The sequence below is a fragment of the Lentibacillus persicus genome, from assembly GCF_900112705.1.
GTDB lineage: Bacteria > Bacillota > Bacilli > Bacillales > Amphibacillaceae > Lentibacillus > Lentibacillus persicus.
The window spans coordinates 41,457-58,455 of sequence record NZ_FOMR01000012.1; the positions used below are offsets into that span (position 1 = coordinate 41,457).

The window sequence follows — 16,999 nt, forward strand, 5'->3', positions numbered from 1 at the left end:
ACGAAAAAATGTGCCGGAGCGCAGATATATGGGCGGGAGAACGAAAAAATGTGCGGGAGAACAGAAACTTCTGTCCGAAAACTGATTCCCACACACCCGAAGATTAACAAATAGAGAATTGCGTAAACCATTATACAATAAGCAACCGCCTGCCACTTTGCCATGGCAGACGGTTTCCCCTCGATTATTTCGCCGCTTTTTGCAGCTTGGAAATCATTTTCAGTGACCGGCCTGTTCCAATCGCGACAGACTCAAGCGGGCTTGGTGCAATATGGACAGGGACGAAAATTTCTTCCGACAGCCAGTCCTTCAGTCCGTTTAGCATTGAACCGCCCCCGGTAAGCACAATGCCGCGGTCTACAATATCACCGCTGAGTTCCGGCGGGCAGTTTTCCAACGTTGTGCGGATCGTTTCCAAAATTTGATCGAGCGATTCTTTAAGTGCAGAATAAACTTCTTTTGATGAAACGGAAACGGTTTTTGGCAAGCCTGTCACCATATCACGGCCACGAACATCCATCGATTTTTCATCATGGTTTTCATTTGCCTGACCAACTTCCATTTTGATGTTTTCGGCTGTGCGTTCACCAATTAAGATATTATATTTTTTCCGGATGTAGTTAACAATTTCCTCATCCATTTTGTCTCCGCCGGTGCGGATAGAATTACAGGAGACGACACCGCCGAATGAGATAATTCCAACTTCAGACGTACCCCCGCCAATATCGACAATAACGTTGGCGATCGGTTCATCGACCGGCAAATCTGCCCCTATGGCAGCAGCAATCGGTTCTTCAATTAGGTGCACTTGTTTAGCACCATAGCTGGTGACAGCATTATGAATTGCACGGCGTTCAACAGCCGTGCTGCCTGACGGTGTGCACACGACAACCGTTGGCTTGCGCATCGATAGCCCCATCTTCTTGCTTACCTTTTTCAAAAATTCTTTAAGCATTTGCGCGGTAACATCATAGTCTGCGATAACCCCGTCTTTCAATGGACGGATCGGGACGATATTCTGAGGGGTTTTACCGACCATTTCCTTAGCTTCAGAACCGACTGCCACGACATTTTTTGTATTCAAATCAATTGCCACGACAGCAGGCTCGTTTAACACGATTCCTTTTGTTTTGGAATATATCAATATATTCGCTGTACCTAAGTCAATTCCAATTTCTGCAGTTGATAACATGTCAGGTCCTCCAATGATGTGATATATAAGAACAATTTAATGATAAAAAACACATACCACTACTATAACTTTCTTAAAGCAAATTTATTTTCTGGGGGTATATAAAAAGCCAAGATGACCCCACTCAAACATTTCACTCTCTTCTATTTTGATAGGAATATCCATCAAAAATCAAGTAACATTTCGTTTACAAATAAACACTGATTGTAACATATGAGGCTTATTCTGAAGGGTGTCAACAGCTTGTTAAGTGTAAAATTTACCACCATATCAAACCTTTTCCTGTTAATTGAAAGAGGTAGTCATGCTGAACCCTGTCTGGACGGTTAATCTTCAGAATAGTTAGTCGATGCAAGGCATAATGGAAATGGGTGCCAGTAATATTACAGAAAAGCTATGGTACGATAATTTTGCAACAAAAAAACACAGGAGAGGTGACTGGAATGTTTAACAAATTGATGGTCGGATCAATGACCGCAGCGTTGTTATTCGGCGGCGCATTTCAAACAACTGCAGATGCTTCTGCAAGTGAAAATAATAAGTCTGTTCAGACTAAAGTCTATTATTCTATTAATGGGAGCGATTGGACTGAAGCTTCATCCGATCGGTTCAGCAATTATCTGAACAAATACTTCCCGCAGATTAATTGGAATAAACAGCAAAGTACTCATAAAGAACAACCGGAGCAAGACAAACCTGAAAAACAGGAAGCTCCTGAAGAAAGTGGTAAAGCCGAAGAAGACAATAATGAACAAGATAAATCTCAACAGGAAGATAAGACAGCGCAACAAGATAAGCACCAGCAAGAAGGTAAAACAGAGCAACAAGCTGATAAAGAGCAGGAACAAAATGCTGATGAGCCTAAAGCACAAGCACCACAGCAGCCAGCTGAGCAGCAAAGTCAGCAAAATCAACAAACCGAGCAAAACCAACAATCTCAATCACAAGACGCACAGCAACTGAATGAATTTGAACAGCAAGTAGTCGAGCTGACCAACCAAGAGCGTGAGGCACAAGGGCTTGAACCGCTTAAAGTGGACACAGAATTGAGTAAAGTGGCCCGCGAGAAATCCCGTGACATGGCAACAAGCAACTATTTTTCTCACAACAGCCCGAACTATGGCTCACCATTTGATATGATGAAACAGTATGGTATCTCTTATCAAACAGCCGGTGAAAACATTGCCAAAGGTCAAACAACCCCCGAACAAGTTGTAAATGGCTGGATGAACAGTGAAGGCCATCGGGAAAACATTATGAACCCGAACTTCACCCACATCGGTGTCGGCTATGTTGAACAAGGCAATCACTGGACTCAGCAATTTATTGGAAAATAAAAATACTGGACGGTCTATCCGGTCCATTAAAAAAGGACTGGCCTTAACGGGTCAGTCCTTTTTTCGTTGTCCTAACAGCTTAATGATTTAATCTTGAACTTCTTTACGCTCCTTCAAAGTGTTGGTGCTCTTCATTTATTTTTTGTCTCAGGTATTCCAACGTAGTATTAGTGGGATTATAATACGTCCTGATGGTGCTGTTTGTATCTTTTAGAGGTTTTAAGTAACAAAAACAGCAGTTATTGAAACTTTAATATTCTGAAAACCGTAAAGAATAATAAGAAAAGTCTTATTGAAGGGGGATAAGGATGAGTATAGGTTCTTGGATTGCAATTGGTATTGCTGTAGCTGCTGCAATAGGTTTATTTGGAAAATCGAAAAAGACAAAATAAATTCATTTCATTTATGGAATGTTCAACTCTACGAACCGGCGCTTTACTTAAAACAACAACAGGAACCGTTATTTTGATTGTTTCTGTTTCTTAATTATTCAAGCATTGAGCAGATGTGGAAGAGTCAAAATTGCTCTTTGGTCATCAATCGGGTTGAAGAAAGGAAACTTTAAATCTTTGGAGAATCCAGGGGGTGTTTTAATGTTAAAAGTTGTACAGTTATCCCTCTTAATACTCTTTATTTTTATGGTTGGGTGTAGCGCTATTTCAAAATACGATGACAATGAAGCAGCGATTGTAAAAGGTCAAGAGATTACAGTAGGTGATTTACGTTTTTTATATCCTGATGATACTGCGTTAGATTATCTTGATTCGGCAATAGAAGTGGAATTGGTAAAACAAGAGGTAAAAGAAATGGACCTTGATATTTCAGACAATTTAAGTGAAGAAAAGGACGGTGACTGGTTCGGGGAATTGCCTCCTCCAAATGCAAAAGACGAAGGTGGAAAGCAAATTCGTAAGTTTGCCGAATCACAAGCCAAAAAATTAGATATGAAACCAGAAGATTTCCAAAGAGAATATGCTAAAAGAATTAATGAACGAAATACTTATATCAATACTTATCTCGAGAAGAAATTAGGTGATACAGAGGCAAATATTAATGATGAAAATTGGATAGAGAAATTTGGGGAAGACTATCATAATTTATTAGAAAAACTGGTGGATGGGAATGAAGATGAAATTGAAGTTTTAATTGATTAATATCTTCAAAAATTGGGCGCGAATGATGAACAGATGTATTTCAGTTTACAGCTGTAGGGACATTTTGTTGTATAGATGAGAGGGTTGTAAAAACAATGGGAGGAAAGGGAATGCGTAAAATTGGTACAATCGTATTGGGTGTTTACGATTTGTTTTTGGCGACAGGTGCAATTTGGTTAGGAGTTCAAATGTTAACGTCGAGTAGTGGAACGATTTTTTCCGAGCCATATCCCGACAGTTGGGCGTTCAATCTTCCTTTTGATAGTTGGGTTATGCCTGGGGTTCTAGCAATTGTCATATTTGGGCTCGGTAATATTATTGCGGCGGTGTTAAGTTTTAAAAAAGAACATAATAGTTCTTGGTATGCATCTGCTGTTATGGGAGCAGTTTTTTTGTTCGGTTTGGCTTTTCAGTACATCGCTGTAGGTGAAACGTATATAGTGACCGGTCCATTTTTAATCATTGGCATTGTTCAGCTGTGTCTTAGTGGATATGTTTTTTGGGATTATAGAAAAGGTTTCAAATTGACCAAAAGATATAGTAAGTGACTTTAGGAAAACTAATTTGTTAATTAAAGAGGGTAGACGATAATGACAAACTTCCTAAGAACAAAATGTTTGCACGGTACCTATAAGATGGAAGCTGACCATAGCGCTGATCCTCTGTGGTGTTCAAAGTGTGGCTGTAACCTTGATATTGATGATTTTCCTCTTTCTGATGAATTGAAATCTGAGTTAATGAATTGGGTCATTCAGTATGGGAAAATTTTAGAACAGACTGATTACGGCGAAAAAATAAAGCGTGATACGGCAATATTAGTTAAATCTCACGATGAAAAAGGATTGAGGTTGTATCAAAAATTAAAATTCGAACTCGGAGATGGATACGAGGTGAATTATGTACATACATCACTTTGAACAATAATTGAGGCAAAGGGTTTGGTTTATCAACGTTTCTTCAATTAAAGGGCCCGTTTCTTGAAGAAGGAGATCACACCCTTTTTGTTGAAGTATAGGGGCAGGGTTCTCTCGTAACAATGATAAATTGAATTAAAGTACGTAAATAATTAGTTGAGAATGTACAATATATAGAATTGATTTTGAGTAGTAAATTCACCTGGGAGAGGATTGAATTGAACGGACGTAAAAATCCCAAGCTACCTTTAACACAAACCGAGCGAAGTAAACTTCGGAGTTCAAAGGTAAAATTAAGTGAGATTCATAATTTACAATTGGATGACCTAATAAAAATTTTAGATATAACAAACGAAAGAGCGAAATTTTTAATAGGTTTATCCACCTTTCAACAGATCCCTTCAATCGGGTATGAATTGGCTCATAAATTAGTTAACCTGGGCTATTATAGCATAGATCAAATTAAGGACGAGGAATGGGCAGAACTTTTTAATCGCTTGGAGGTAAGGCTCGGTTGCTGGACTGATCCATGCGTAGAAGACCAAATTATATGTGTCATTCATCACGCCAACAATCCGGACAGTGAAAAGCAGTGGTTTGATTTTACCAGGGAAAGAAAAGAATTTCGTCAAAAATTTGGTTATCCAAAATCAAGACCTAAAATCCCATGGTATGACATTTGAAAAGGGAGCGATTGTACAATGAAAACAAGGTTAAAGCATGTTAGGGCTAATGTTAAGGATCTTCAAAAAGCCGTGGAGTGGTACAAAAATGTATTAGATTTCAATGTAGCTGCAACATGGCCACCAGAAAAACCGAATTATGTGCATTTTGAAAATGAAGGAGGGGCCATGTTTGCATTATTGGAGCATAAAGACGTACCTGCCAATGGAAGATTTAATTTTTACGTAGATGATGTTGATGCATTATGGGAGCGAATAAAAGGACAGGCTGAGGTCATGGAAGAATTATTTGATACTGACTATGGTAGTAGAAAGTTTACCATTTTCGATCTAGATGGCAACGAGCTAAGTTTTGTTAAAGATGATTAAATAAATTGTTCCATCATCGGGCGCGTTTCAGGAGTAATAATGTTTTCTTGCTAATCAGGTGAGGTTGTTAGGGAACAAGCATTAATTTAAAAGGTGGTTATATGGAAATATCAATTCGGCAATATAGGGATTATGCACATTCTATAGGCATACTTCAAGGCTTGGATATTAAGAATGAAAACCAACAATTTTCAAATCTGAAATTTAGCAGTTTCAATGAAACCAATGCAAATTCAATACTGCAAAATTATGCTCCTCATATATTAGATGAGATCGACGGGTTAGCTCATGCTTTAAAAATCGAATATTCTAAAGCATTAAAACTGTTTAGTGGATACGTTATACCACAGGTTGAAGGAATGGGTTGTTCATCAGTAGTCCATCTTAATTTTGCTATTCGTAATTATGATTTTTCCCCTGAGCTATATGATCACTGTTTTACAATGCTTCAACCTCAAGAATGTTTTGCGACAGCAGGGAACAGTATTCATATTGTGGGAAGACTGGAAGGTGTGAATGAAGAGAGTTTATTCATTGCTTTTCATTTTGTAAATAATGAAGTCACTAAAGAAGGGTTAATGGCATCCACTATCGTCCGGATTATTCTTGATGTTTGCAAAGATACAAGTTCCGCAATTGAAGTAATAAAAGAGCTTCCGATTTCTTGGAGTTATAACTTTTCCCTTGCAGATCGCTATGGAGAAATAGCTGTAGTGGAAAAATCACCTTTTGCTACGAAAATAAGAAGGAATGATGAGTTGCGATTATTAACATGTACAAATCATTTTCAGAATGAGTGTCTGAAATACTTAAACAGGGATAATGATTTTACACAAAGTCACAAGCGTTTATCAAATATGGATCTTCAACATCTAAATCATATGAATGGAGAACAGATATTCAAGTGGTTTTCCAACCCTAAATCACCAATGTTCTATCAAAATTATCAAGATTATTTTGGTACCATGCATTCATTTGCTTATTTATTTAATGATCAGGTCATTTACATATCTTTACCTCATGGAAAACCTCACAAGATTGACTGGAGTGATTGGATTAAGGGGTACGATTCAAGGTTAGAAACCTTGTCAGGGGAAATTGTTGAAAAAGCATAATACTCAATTATAGCTGGTAATATCAGTTCACCTAATATACCGTAAAAGGGTGCAAGAATTGAATAAGTATTGTGCTCCAACCTGATTTATAACGTCAGTTTAAAAACGTAAATTTTATTGGGGGGATGAAGTATTCTTCGGTTTATAAATATCAACTTGGAAAAACACTGTGAAGAGGTAGTTAAATTCCGTAGCGATTCGTTCGCAGTAAGTTTTGGTAATACATTTGATTTTGATAAAGAGGAATATCTTAACTGGCTGAAAGAAAAGATTGCTAATTATCCAGAGGGGTTTGTTTTAGCAAAGGAAGATAATAAATTTGTGGGACAACTTGAGTTGTCGATTCGGAAGTATGAAGACAAAGAGATTGGTTATGTACATTTGTACTACATAACACCTGAAGAGCGTGGAAAGGGGAAGGGACAAGAGTTACACGATTATGCAAAGCAATTTTTTAAAAGTAATAATGTTAGCGAATATCACCTAAGAGTCTCCCCGACTAATACTTCTGCAGTTAAGTTTTACCGCAAAATTGGTATGAATGAAATAGGCCCCGAAATGAATGGTAAAGTAATCAGGATGAGAGCATATTTATAATTTAACGATATTCCTTAATTGGGCGCCATTCCGGAATAAGTCTTATCGCCTGTTTCATACATAACGTCGATATTGTGGAACATCAATAATTGGAGGAGCATTTATGCTAAACGACAAAGGGTTTAATCTAGGGCTGATAACTATGATAAGACAGTCCAGGTTAGTGAGGAAAATAACCAGTACCCCTTTGCAAGATACAAGGAAATAATGAATACAATTTTTAATGAAGTAATGCAGAAAAGAAATTCTAAAGTTTTGGATGTCGGCTTTGGAACAGGAGTATTTAAATTACTGGGAATAGATATGATTCGATTATAAGCACGTATACTTTACACCATCTTGAAGATAAAGAAAAAATATCCTTTATAACTAACCTGCTATCTCTCCTTGAACGGCAAAATATTTATTGGTGATGTCTCTTTTGAAACAAGAGAGAAACTCGAAAAATGCCGTCAGGATAGTATTGAATACTGGGATGATGATGAATTTTATTTCGTCCACGATGAAATTAGTTCTGAACTAAGCAATGAGTGTAATTTTTATCCAATTTCTCATTGTGGCGGTATATTCATTATTGAAAATGACCGAATTTAAATTTTGCATCTTGTTCCATTATCGGGCGCTTTCGCGAAATAAAAATGCGCCCACTATTACTTTTCCAAGTCATTTTATGGAATACAAGATATGTAAAAATTGAACCAATGAAGTATTGGAGAAAGGCAAATTCCTCAACAAAGGGGCCCGTGAACGGATGTCTTCAAAAAAATTTAACATAACTGGGAAAATTATAGCTTTTATAGGAATGTGGGCTTTTGCTTTCGGAATAGCATTAAATAAAACCATTTCAAGTATTACAGGTATCCCTGAACCTTATGTCTCATTTTCCATACCTTTAATTGTTATTGGCATATTACTGTTGATTACGTCAAATCTCTTTAAAAGAAACCGCAAGAAGTAAATCCTTTTCATTCATCGGGCGCGTTTTCCTAATAAAAAAATCGTGCCGTTGTCGCATATAAGAGCTATTTTGCGGAATAAGTCCTTTCGGATAGTAAGGAACAATAGTATAATATTCACATAATTTTAACGAAAGGTGTGATGGCTTATGGCATATAAACTAAATCTTTTAAATGTAGACACCGAAGCATTTGTCATTAGGAAAAAATTTATGCTAAGGAGACATCACATTGAATACAGAGGAAATCAAACTTAAATCAGAGACAGAAAGATTAGTATTAAGGCCGTTACAGAATCAGGATTATAAACGGTGGCTGGAGGGTTGTCTTAACAGATTTCCTTCACAGTATAAATACGACGATAATAAAATGGACTTGAGTGGATGGACACAGCAAAAATTCAATTATGATGTAGTTTCAAAGTTTCAAAAGTATGCTGATCAGGACGAAGCGTATGTATTTGGTGTCTTTCGAAAGTCAGATCAAAAGCAAGTTGGTAAGGTTGAAGTGGAAACGATTATGAGAGAAGAATTTCAGTGGGGACTCTTAGGCTATACCATTCACAACCAATTTTGGCGTAATGGCTACGGGAAAGAAGCAGTAAAAGAATTGCTTAACATCGCCTTTAAAAATCTTCATTTCCATCGCATTGAGGCTCATATAAATGTTGATAATAAGCCTTCCATCAAGTTAGCGGAAAGCATAGGAATGGAATTTGAATGTATCAGAAAAGGTTTTATATTTGAATTTGATGAATGGACCGATAACCTCGTGTACTATATGAATTCTAAGTAATTTTCAATGGGCGTAATTCAATATGCTGAATTGCGCCCATTGTTCATTAAACTGGAGCATTTGCGGAATAAATCGCCCAATTTGCCATTGTAGGACCAGATTATGGAATATAATGCGTGAACAGAATGAGTCTAACCAAGTATCTAGGGGAAAATAAGTTTAAAGGGGTTGCTGTCATTAAAGCAACCCCTTAACACTATTTATTAAACAATTTATAACTATTGAAAAGAGATAAAAATTGTTTAAAGTTAACGTTATTTAAGTCATATATTTTTGCATGCTTCAAGGCTTGTCTGAACTGATTCTTAGTAAAAAGAGCGTGATATTCTTTGTTTACCCATCTATAAACAAAGGATTGATATTTTTTGTAGTCTTTCTTTAAAATCAATGGCTCGTGGCGTTCAAGAATAATCAATACAGAATCCACACTCGGCTCGTTTCACGAAAAAAAGTAACCACCCTGTCAGCCTAGCAAGCATTTAAGGTGTGTTACTTTTTCACCGATCAATGTGAGCTGCCCCCTTGAAGGGCTATTGCACACATTGGACCGTTTGGTGTTACCAGCACCAAGCGGTCTTTTTTACTGTATGCCTTTCTAATTATAGTATACCTTAATTTTGCGATTTGTTAAACATTGAATCTTTAAGTTAATCATTTCATTATAGTCTAGTGTAGTTTATGGCAATGATTCACATACCTTCAGGCGCGCTAATTATTAAGTGCACCCTTTTGAATAGTATCAGAATATTGCAAAATATGTTTAAGTCCATGTTAGAATGAAAAGTACAAATTGAATAGTGGGGAAAGAAGGAAATATATTTTGAAGAATAGAAACTTATTACTATTCGTAACCAATGATTTTGTCACGGCGTTAGGGAATAGTATTTTTACCATATTAATTATGTGGTATGTATACGATGTAACAGGGCTTGCGTTAGCAACTGCGATCATTGGTTCATTTACGCACATTAGTCGCTTCTTTGCGGGTCCTGTAGCTGGTGTTTTTGCGGATAGAAGCAAAAAACCATTATCCCTTCTGATATGGGCGTTGCGAATAAACGGGATTTTAGTAGTGTGTATGATTATTAGTATTTATTCGCTAAGCGGAAATGGTGAAATTTGGGCGATTTTTATTTTAGTGGCGCTGAGGGAGATAACATTCAGCTTGGAAAACCCTGCTCAAACCAGAATTATGCCCATGCTTGTTCCGGTCGATTCGGTTTCCAGGTTAATCGGTTATCGGAGTGTATCCAGTAATATAGCTAGTTTATTGGGGAATTCAATCTCTGGCTTTCTTATTGCAGTCATCGGCATCACTGGCGGATTAATATTTAATTCAGTGACGTTTTTTATTGGTGCTTTTATAATTAGTTTCGTACATTTATTAACCCCGGTGGAAAGACAAGGTGGATTATCCAATAATCATGAGGCATCGGTAACAAAAGCAATAAAAGAAGAGCAAAAAGAGCAAACATCCCCTGAGCGTCATAGCTTCAAAAAAGATTTAATTGAAGGTTTTAAATACCTCTGGAAGCATGAATACATAAGAAAAGTTACCATTATTGCTAGCTTAGTTAATATTACCAGTATGATTATGCCTATGTTTGTTGTTTATTTCAATGAATTCTTAGACAGCTCGCCGCAAGCGTATGGTATTTTCAATGCAGCACTCACAATGGGAAGTATTCTTAGTGGCTTAGTTATAGGGAAAATCAGTCAGAAATTTAAAAACGCCACTATCGTTGTCGGAGGGTGGTTATTCCTCGGTATCATACTGCTTTTTATGTTTGTCGATTTTCCTATTTGGGTCACTTACCTCTTCGGGTTATTGCTTGGAATAGGTGTAACATTACCAAGTATAACACTGGATACAGTGCAAATATTAATCGTTCCCGATGAGTATAGGGGCCGTGTTCATACAATCATGCAAGCAATTGCCGTTGTGCTGATACCGTTGTCAAATCTCATTGGTGGTTTGATAGCTGATGGTTTGGGTGCAAATTATGTTTTCTTATTTGCTGGAATATGGCAATTCATTATAGTGTTTATTGTCTTTTTAAACCGGAATACGTTTAATACTAGCAATATTTAAAAAGTAATAGAACTTTTCGAGGAAAGAGTTAAATTAGCCTATCTAAAACTATATATGACTAGCTCCAGCATCGAGCGCCTATCTGCAACAATCCAAACAGAGTAGAGGAGGAGTTGTGTGGATCAACATGTTCTGTCTCAAAGTTTTAAAAAATTTGCTGAGGAAGAATGCAAAGGTACAAGTGAATTATATGAATTTTTATCCTTACAAGTAGCTTCTGATGAGCAACTACTTGAGTTATCTACTTATGTAAGAGAAGGGCAGCCCAGACCGAACATGTTATTCGGGGCTGTTCATCATTTATTATTACAAGGAATAAATCATGATTTGAAATATTATTATCCAAGTATAACTAACCCACCTAAGAATAAAAAAGACTCTTTTCCTTTATTTAAAGATTTTTGTTCAGAGTATGAGGACAAGATTATAGAGATTTTAAGAAGTAAACTGGTACAGACAAATGAAGTGAGACGATGCGCTTACCTTTACCCAACATTTTGTTATGCTTATAAGCAGGTGAACAAACCCTTGGCCATGATCGAAATCGGCACAAGTGCAGGTTTACAATTGATGTGGGATCAATATAGCTATTCCTATGGGGCTGACGAGATATTCGGAGATGTTAATTCAAATGTACATATTGCTTCAGAAGTTAAAGGTGAGCTATCGGACATCCCAAGTTCAGCCCCTCCTGTCACTCACAAAATAGGTTTAGACTTAAATATCACTGACCTTAATAATTATGACGAATATAGCTGGCTGAAATCACTTATTTGGCCGGAACATGAACAGAGGTTAAAGCTTTTTGATGATGCAGTTGACCTTTTTAAAAAACAACCATTAAAACTTATAGAGGGTGACGGGGTATCATTACTTGAAGGAATCGTAAAGGAAATACCTGTAGATAAAGCCATATGTATTTTCCATACGCATGTAGCGAACCAAATACCCAAAGATATGAAGATAGATTTATTAAATAAAATCAAGAAAATAGGTAAAGAAAGAGACGTTATTCATGTCTACAATAATATCTGGGATAAAGCACTGCACCTCGATTATTGGATTAATGGTAAGGAAACCAAGTTAACTGTTGGTGAGACTGATGGTCATGGACGTTGGTTTCAATGGCAGCCGGTCGATTCCCTCATGTCTCACTAAATTTTTCTGTAAAAACTTGATTTGACTATTCCTAACGGGTGCCCATTTGGATAAGTCGATGTCCTTCTTGATTTATTTCGGATAAAGAAAAATTCTCATTAGGGTTATTTCTTGGTTCAAAATTGAAACTGATTTTATTAATACACGTATGTAGCAGTAGAATGAAAAACCAAAAGGGTGAGATATGTGAACGTGTTACAGATAAAGGATCTCCGTACAGAAATAAACCAGGCAGTCTTACTCGACGGAATCACTTTTGACATTAAGCCTTCTTCAGTAACAGCACTTGTTGGACATAATGGTGCTGGAAAATCGACCCTGTTTAAGACGGTTATGGGCGTTATGGCTAAGTCAGAGGGTGAAATTTGGATTAACGAGAGGTATAATCAGGAAGATGATTTTCTCACCTTTAAACAACTGATTTCGTATTTACCGGAAGAGCCACTGCTTTTGACCGAATTGACGGTAATGCAGCATTTTCAGTTGTACGCAATGAGTTATGCGGTTCCAGAAGAAAAACTGCAAAATTCGCTCGAGCGGCTGGTTCCGGGATTTGAGCTGGAAGACAAACTGAATGAATATCCGGAGGCACTTTCAAAGGGGATGCGCCAAAAAGTGCAAACAATCTGTGCATTGCTGCCTGATACACCACTTCTCTTTATCGACGAACCGTTTATGGGGCTGGACATATATGCGATGGAATATTTGGAAGAACTGATTCAAGAAAAGGCGAAGAATGGTACAAGTATATTACTGACTACCCACCAATTAGAACGTGTAAAAGATATCGCTGAAAATTATATTATGCTGCAGCATGGCAGGATACAAAGTTATGGACCAATAGCCGACTTTCAGACAATCCAGCGGAGGTCAGTTGATGAAGAGAAGTGAAGCACATATATATTATTTCATTCGGAAAAGCCGTTTCCGTAAAAAGAAAATAATAAACAAGATGGCTATGGAAGTAATGATTGATAAGACGACAGCTGTTTATTTGGCACTTCTTGGTGGGTATGTATTTGCAAGTCTATTCATTTTTGGTGATGTGCTGGACAGCTTTCAGGAAGAGTTCTTGTTTTTAGAGGCAAATGCTCAAAAAGGTTTCTGGGTGATTCTGACAGCATTGCCGATTCGTTATATCTTTAAATCATTCCGCGATCCGGGCATATTATTTTCCAGCACAGAATATCAATTGACATTGCTTCCATATAGTAGAGGACGAATTTGGTTTTATGTGTTTCTGGAAAAGTTGGTAAAGCAATTTCTGATACTAACTTTGGCAGCAAGTCTGGTAATCTTATTAACGCCAATTTCAGCACCGATTGTCGTCGCATATTTATCTATCTTTTTATTATATGAAATTGTGTTGACTGTTCCACAATGGGTTCTGTTTCAGAAAGGTCTTTGGATTAAAATAGGATGGCTTTTGGCGGTTTTGATAATCAATGGAATCGGCATATTGACGTCTTCACCATTAATCGGCCTGGCTCAGCTCTTACTAATTATCGTAATAAATCATTTCTTGCTTTCAAATTCGATATTTAACCAGGTTCAATGGTCCAAGGTAACCGAAGTGAATGATTTTCAGATTTGGAAAATGTTCCTGATTTCAGCGGCATCTAAGACAAAGTTTAAGCGGCAGAAGAAATTTAGTATCTTTCAAAAGTCAGCAAGGACAAGGAAACCCTTTCAATCAGATAAAGCAATACATAACAGATTGTGGCGGGTTTATCTGGCTCAAAATGCACAGCTGATTTTCCAAGTAATCGGTGCATTTACGCTGATGCTAACCGTATTTATCTTTATGAATGATACGATTTATAACATCGGAGTTGCGGTAGTTATTTATGCATATGCCTCAGTCGCAGGGAGTTTTTTTAATGACCGGATGCGGGCAGATATATTGGAGGTTTTGCCATGGAATTTGGAATCATTTAAAAGATCTTATTTTAAGTGGGTTGCTGCTGGTGCATGTTTGATTCTAATTCCGATCATCGTACATGCAATTGTAAATTTTTCCATGTGGACTCCTATGAAAGTAGTTTATTACGCTTGTGTGTTTCTGTTTCTTTATCACTTAAACGTGAATAAAACAATGACATTGCTGGCAAGACAGTCACGTAATTTTCAACTGGAAGACGGTATCGGGTTTTTATTTCTTATTGCTGTTGCGTTCAGCGGAACTTACCCTGCGTTAACATTTGGGTTTGTTATTGTACTGTTAATGCTGAGAAAGCAAGTAAGTTTTTTACTGTAAATGTACTTGGTGTAAATCTGCTTTTAATTGGTTGTGCTTCTTTTTCGCCCATACATGGAGATCATTCCTGCCACGACTGAAAGTATAGCGAATATCCCTCCGACTGCTGCGTTGTGTTCAACGGAAGCTGCTTCAATTACGATTCCGCCAATCATGGAGCCGACGGCAATCCCGAGATGAAGTGCTGAATTGTTTAGGCTTTGCTGTATATCCGATGTTTCAGGCGATAAGTTAATCAGATAACTTTGGGTAGCGGGTGATAACGCCCAACTTAATATTCCCCAAATAACGAGAATGGCTAAAAATACAGGAAGTGCAAAAGTTGTAAAAGGGATTGAGAAAATCACCAGTACGAACAAAATCGTGGTGAGCATGATCGTCCGTTTAGCACCTATTGTGTCGGATAGAGCTCCGCCAATACCGCCACCACTTACGGCTGCAACACCAAAAATAAGATAAATCAAACTGACCCAAGTACCATCAACGCCCAGTACGTTCTTAGAAAAAGGTGTCAGATAGGCATAGAGGGTTGTGTGACCCGTCATGAACAGAAAGGTGATTGACTGTCCAAAAAATATTTTTCGATTTTGGAGTGTTGCCAATTGATCTTTTATAGGAATGGAAGGTTTTGGTTTAACACGTTCCATAAGAAAGTACACACCAGCCATTGAAAGGGCTGTGAGCAGTGTGATGAGAACGAAAGGGGCACGCCAGCCAAACGCATTTCCCAGCAGCAAGCCGACCGGCAGACCAAGCACGATCGATGCACTGACACCCATGGAAACAATACCAATTGCCCGTCCGCGATATTTATGTTCAACGATTGATGGCGCGATGGTTAAGCACAAAATAATCAGTAGTGCACCGCTTAATGCTGAAATAACCCTTCCAGTGAAGAGAATGCTGTATGTAGGACTCACTACAGTTACCACATTCCCCAGTAAAAACACAGCCAGGGATATAAGGGTCAGCTTTTTTCGTTCAATATGTGACGTAACAATTAAAAGAATTGGAGAACCAACAGCAAAAATTAAGGAGAAAATTGTGATTAAGAAACCGACCTGACCGAGGCTGACACCCAAATCAGCTGCTATTAAGTCAAGTATACCACCGATAATCAGTTCAACCATTCCAACAACGAATGCGACAATCATTAAGAAGTAAACACGTTTATTCATAGAAGACGCCTTTCTAACGTAAGCTCAAAAACTTATCGTAACGCCTATGCCATTAAATGACAAGAATGAAAACTCGTGAGCCCCCCGTTTCTTTTCAATTGATTGGTCGGCGGGTATAATAAAGGTATTGACAGGGGGAATCTAAAGTGATCAGGCGTCTTGCGGTTCGTACCTAGCACAAATTTGAAGTGAGGTGTTGCAATGGTTCAGGGGATAGCAAACTGGAATACCGAAGAAACGCAGGAATGGCTGCAGCAGTATGTCGATGACTGGGTGACATTTTATAGAAAGAATACAGATGATGGGGAGCTCGCTTCATATATTCCAGAGCTGCAAAAGGCGGACCCTAATGCTTTAGGAATTGTTATCAGGGGTAATAATGGGATGACTCTCCGTTCAGGTGATACAGGTGAGCAATTTACACTGCAAAGCATATCGAAAGCGATAACGTTTATTGTGGCATGCATGGAACGCGGCGTTTCCTATATGCTTAATAACGTTGATGTGGAACCTACCGGGGAGGCGTTTAATTCCATTATGCATTTGGAAATGAAACAGGTAAAAAAGCCGCTCAATCCCTTTAATAATGCGGGAGCGATTACAGTAACGTCAACATTGCCCGGAACGACATCTGATGAACGGCTTGAACCAGTGTTTCAACTGCTTGAGAACATGTTCGGTCATCGGCTTAAACTGAATCATGCCGTTTATGAATCGGAGCGCAAATCTTCCACACGTAATCGGGCAATCGGCTATTATTTGCTTGAGGTCGGGTTTTTGGAATCTGATTTGGATGTTACGCTCGAAACGTATTTTAAGCAATGTTCCATTGATGTAACGATTGATGACTTGGCCCGAATTGGGCAGGTTTTGGCTAACGACGGGATGGATCCGAAAAATGGTGAAGAAATCGTACCGAGGCAAATTGCCCGAATAACGAAGGTACTTATGCTTACATGCGGGATGTACAATGCTTCCGGGAAATTCGCAACATATGTCGGCATACCGGCAAAGAGTGGTGTTTCCGGCGGCATTTTGGCAGCAGTACCACCAAGAGTACGTGACGACACCATGCCGTTTATCGACGGATGCGGCATCGGTGTTTACGGTCCGGCGCTCGGGGAAGAAGGTAACAGTGTAGCCGGTATTCGACTTTTACGGCATATTGCGACACAATGGGATTTAAGTATTTTTTAAAGGAG

Annotated in this window: 18 protein-coding genes and 1 pseudogene; 16 read left to right on the plus strand and 3 right to left on the minus strand. The window is 38.1% G+C overall.

Annotation, left to right across the window (positions count from 1 at the left end; translation table 11 throughout):
* Positions 1–184: 184 nt before the first annotated feature.
* Positions 185–1,192, minus strand: a complete 1,008-nt coding sequence (mreBH, locus tag BMZ22_RS14180) for a rod-share determining protein MreBH (RefSeq protein WP_090086783.1) — start codon at positions 1,190–1,192, stop codon at positions 185–187.
* 443 nt (positions 1,193–1,635) lie between these two features.
* Here mreBH and BMZ22_RS14185 point away from each other — a divergent pair, with 443 nt between their 5' ends.
* The 11 genes from BMZ22_RS14185 (at position 1,636) to BMZ22_RS14235 (ending at position 9,112) form a co-directional block, all read left to right on the plus strand.
* Complete coding sequence (locus BMZ22_RS14185; RefSeq protein WP_090086785.1) at positions 1,636–2,529, plus strand: CAP domain-containing protein; 894 nt, start codon at positions 1,636–1,638, stop codon at positions 2,527–2,529.
* A gap of 593 nt (positions 2,530–3,122) precedes the next feature.
* Positions 3,123–3,683 (plus strand): SurA N-terminal domain-containing protein, encoded by a 561-nt coding sequence (locus BMZ22_RS14190; RefSeq protein WP_090086787.1) that lies wholly within the window; start codon positions 3,123–3,125, stop codon positions 3,681–3,683.
* Positions 3,684–3,793: 110 nt separating this feature from the next.
* On the plus strand, positions 3,794–4,231 hold the full coding sequence (locus BMZ22_RS14195) for a hypothetical protein (RefSeq protein WP_090086789.1): 438 nt from the start codon (positions 3,794–3,796) through the stop codon (positions 4,229–4,231).
* An 87-nt stretch (positions 4,232–4,318) separates the two neighbouring features.
* Positions 4,319–4,600 carry a hypothetical protein gene (locus tag BMZ22_RS14200; protein ID WP_245745446.1) on the plus strand — a complete coding sequence of 94 codons (282 nt, stop codon included), beginning with the start codon at positions 4,319–4,321 and terminating at the stop codon, positions 4,598–4,600.
* Between the two features lie 215 nt (positions 4,601–4,815).
* Positions 4,816–5,280, plus strand: a complete 465-nt coding sequence (locus BMZ22_RS14205; protein WP_090086794.1) for a helix-hairpin-helix domain-containing protein — start codon at positions 4,816–4,818, stop codon at positions 5,278–5,280.
* Positions 5,281–5,298: 18 nt separating this feature from the next.
* On the plus strand, positions 5,299–5,649 hold the full coding sequence (locus BMZ22_RS14210; protein ID WP_090086796.1) for a VOC family protein: 351 nt from the start codon (positions 5,299–5,301) through the stop codon (positions 5,647–5,649).
* Between the two features lie 101 nt (positions 5,650–5,750).
* Positions 5,751–6,764: a C45 family autoproteolytic acyltransferase/hydrolase gene (locus tag BMZ22_RS14215; RefSeq protein ID WP_090086798.1), complete on the plus strand. Its 1,014-nt coding sequence runs from the start codon at positions 5,751–5,753 to the stop codon at positions 6,762–6,764.
* A 156-nt stretch (positions 6,765–6,920) separates the two neighbouring features.
* A complete protein-coding gene (locus BMZ22_RS14220) occupies positions 6,921–7,361 on the plus strand; it encodes a GNAT family N-acetyltransferase (RefSeq protein WP_245745448.1) in 441 nt (146 codons plus the stop codon).
* A gap of 387 nt (positions 7,362–7,748) precedes the next feature.
* Positions 7,749–7,955 (plus strand): hypothetical protein, encoded by a 207-nt coding sequence (locus BMZ22_RS17300; protein WP_245745450.1) that lies wholly within the window; start codon positions 7,749–7,751, stop codon positions 7,953–7,955.
* A 115-nt stretch (positions 7,956–8,070) separates the two neighbouring features.
* Positions 8,071–8,319 carry a hypothetical protein gene (locus BMZ22_RS14230; RefSeq protein WP_218144064.1) on the plus strand — a complete coding sequence of 83 codons (249 nt, stop codon included), beginning with the start codon at positions 8,071–8,073 and terminating at the stop codon, positions 8,317–8,319.
* Positions 8,320–8,548: 229 nt separating this feature from the next.
* Positions 8,549–9,112, plus strand: coding sequence for a GNAT family N-acetyltransferase (locus BMZ22_RS14235; RefSeq protein WP_090086803.1), 564 nt, complete (start codon positions 8,549–8,551; stop codon positions 9,110–9,112).
* 196 nt (positions 9,113–9,308) lie between these two features.
* On the opposite strand, the pseudogene BMZ22_RS14240 reads toward BMZ22_RS14235, so the two are convergent.
* A pseudogene (locus BMZ22_RS14240) lies at positions 9,309–9,548 on the minus strand (rRNA adenine N-6-methyltransferase family protein); the annotation flags it as partial.
* A gap of 384 nt (positions 9,549–9,932) precedes the next feature.
* On the opposite strand from BMZ22_RS14240, the gene BMZ22_RS14245 reads away from it, so the two are divergent.
* The 4 genes from BMZ22_RS14245 to BMZ22_RS14260 all read left to right on the plus strand — a co-directional run bounded on the left by BMZ22_RS14245 (position 9,933) and on the right by BMZ22_RS14260 (position 14,619).
* A complete protein-coding gene (locus BMZ22_RS14245) occupies positions 9,933–11,204 on the plus strand; it encodes an MFS transporter (RefSeq protein WP_090086806.1) in 1,272 nt (423 codons plus the stop codon).
* A 117-nt stretch (positions 11,205–11,321) separates the two neighbouring features.
* On the plus strand, positions 11,322–12,362 hold the full coding sequence (locus BMZ22_RS14250; RefSeq protein WP_090086808.1) for a DUF2332 domain-containing protein: 1,041 nt from the start codon (positions 11,322–11,324) through the stop codon (positions 12,360–12,362).
* A gap of 192 nt (positions 12,363–12,554) precedes the next feature.
* Entirely contained in the window at positions 12,555–13,253 is a 699-nt protein-coding gene (locus BMZ22_RS14255; protein ID WP_245745451.1) for an ABC transporter ATP-binding protein, read from the plus strand.
* Positions 13,240–14,619, plus strand: coding sequence for a hypothetical protein (locus BMZ22_RS14260; protein WP_090086811.1), 1,380 nt, complete (start codon positions 13,240–13,242; stop codon positions 14,617–14,619). The genes BMZ22_RS14255 and BMZ22_RS14260 overlap by 14 nt, the downstream gene beginning before the upstream one ends.
* A 23-nt stretch (positions 14,620–14,642) precedes the next feature.
* Here the strand turns inward: BMZ22_RS14260 and BMZ22_RS14265 are convergent, their stop codons facing one another.
* Positions 14,643–15,797: an MFS transporter gene (locus tag BMZ22_RS14265; protein ID WP_090086813.1), complete on the minus strand. Its 1,155-nt coding sequence runs from the start codon at positions 15,795–15,797 to the stop codon at positions 14,643–14,645.
* Between the two features lie 201 nt (positions 15,798–15,998).
* On the opposite strand from BMZ22_RS14265, the gene BMZ22_RS14270 reads away from it, so the two are divergent.
* Entirely contained in the window at positions 15,999–16,994 is a 996-nt protein-coding gene (locus BMZ22_RS14270) for a glutaminase (RefSeq protein ID WP_090086815.1), read from the plus strand.
* Positions 16,995–16,999 lie beyond the last annotated feature (5 nt).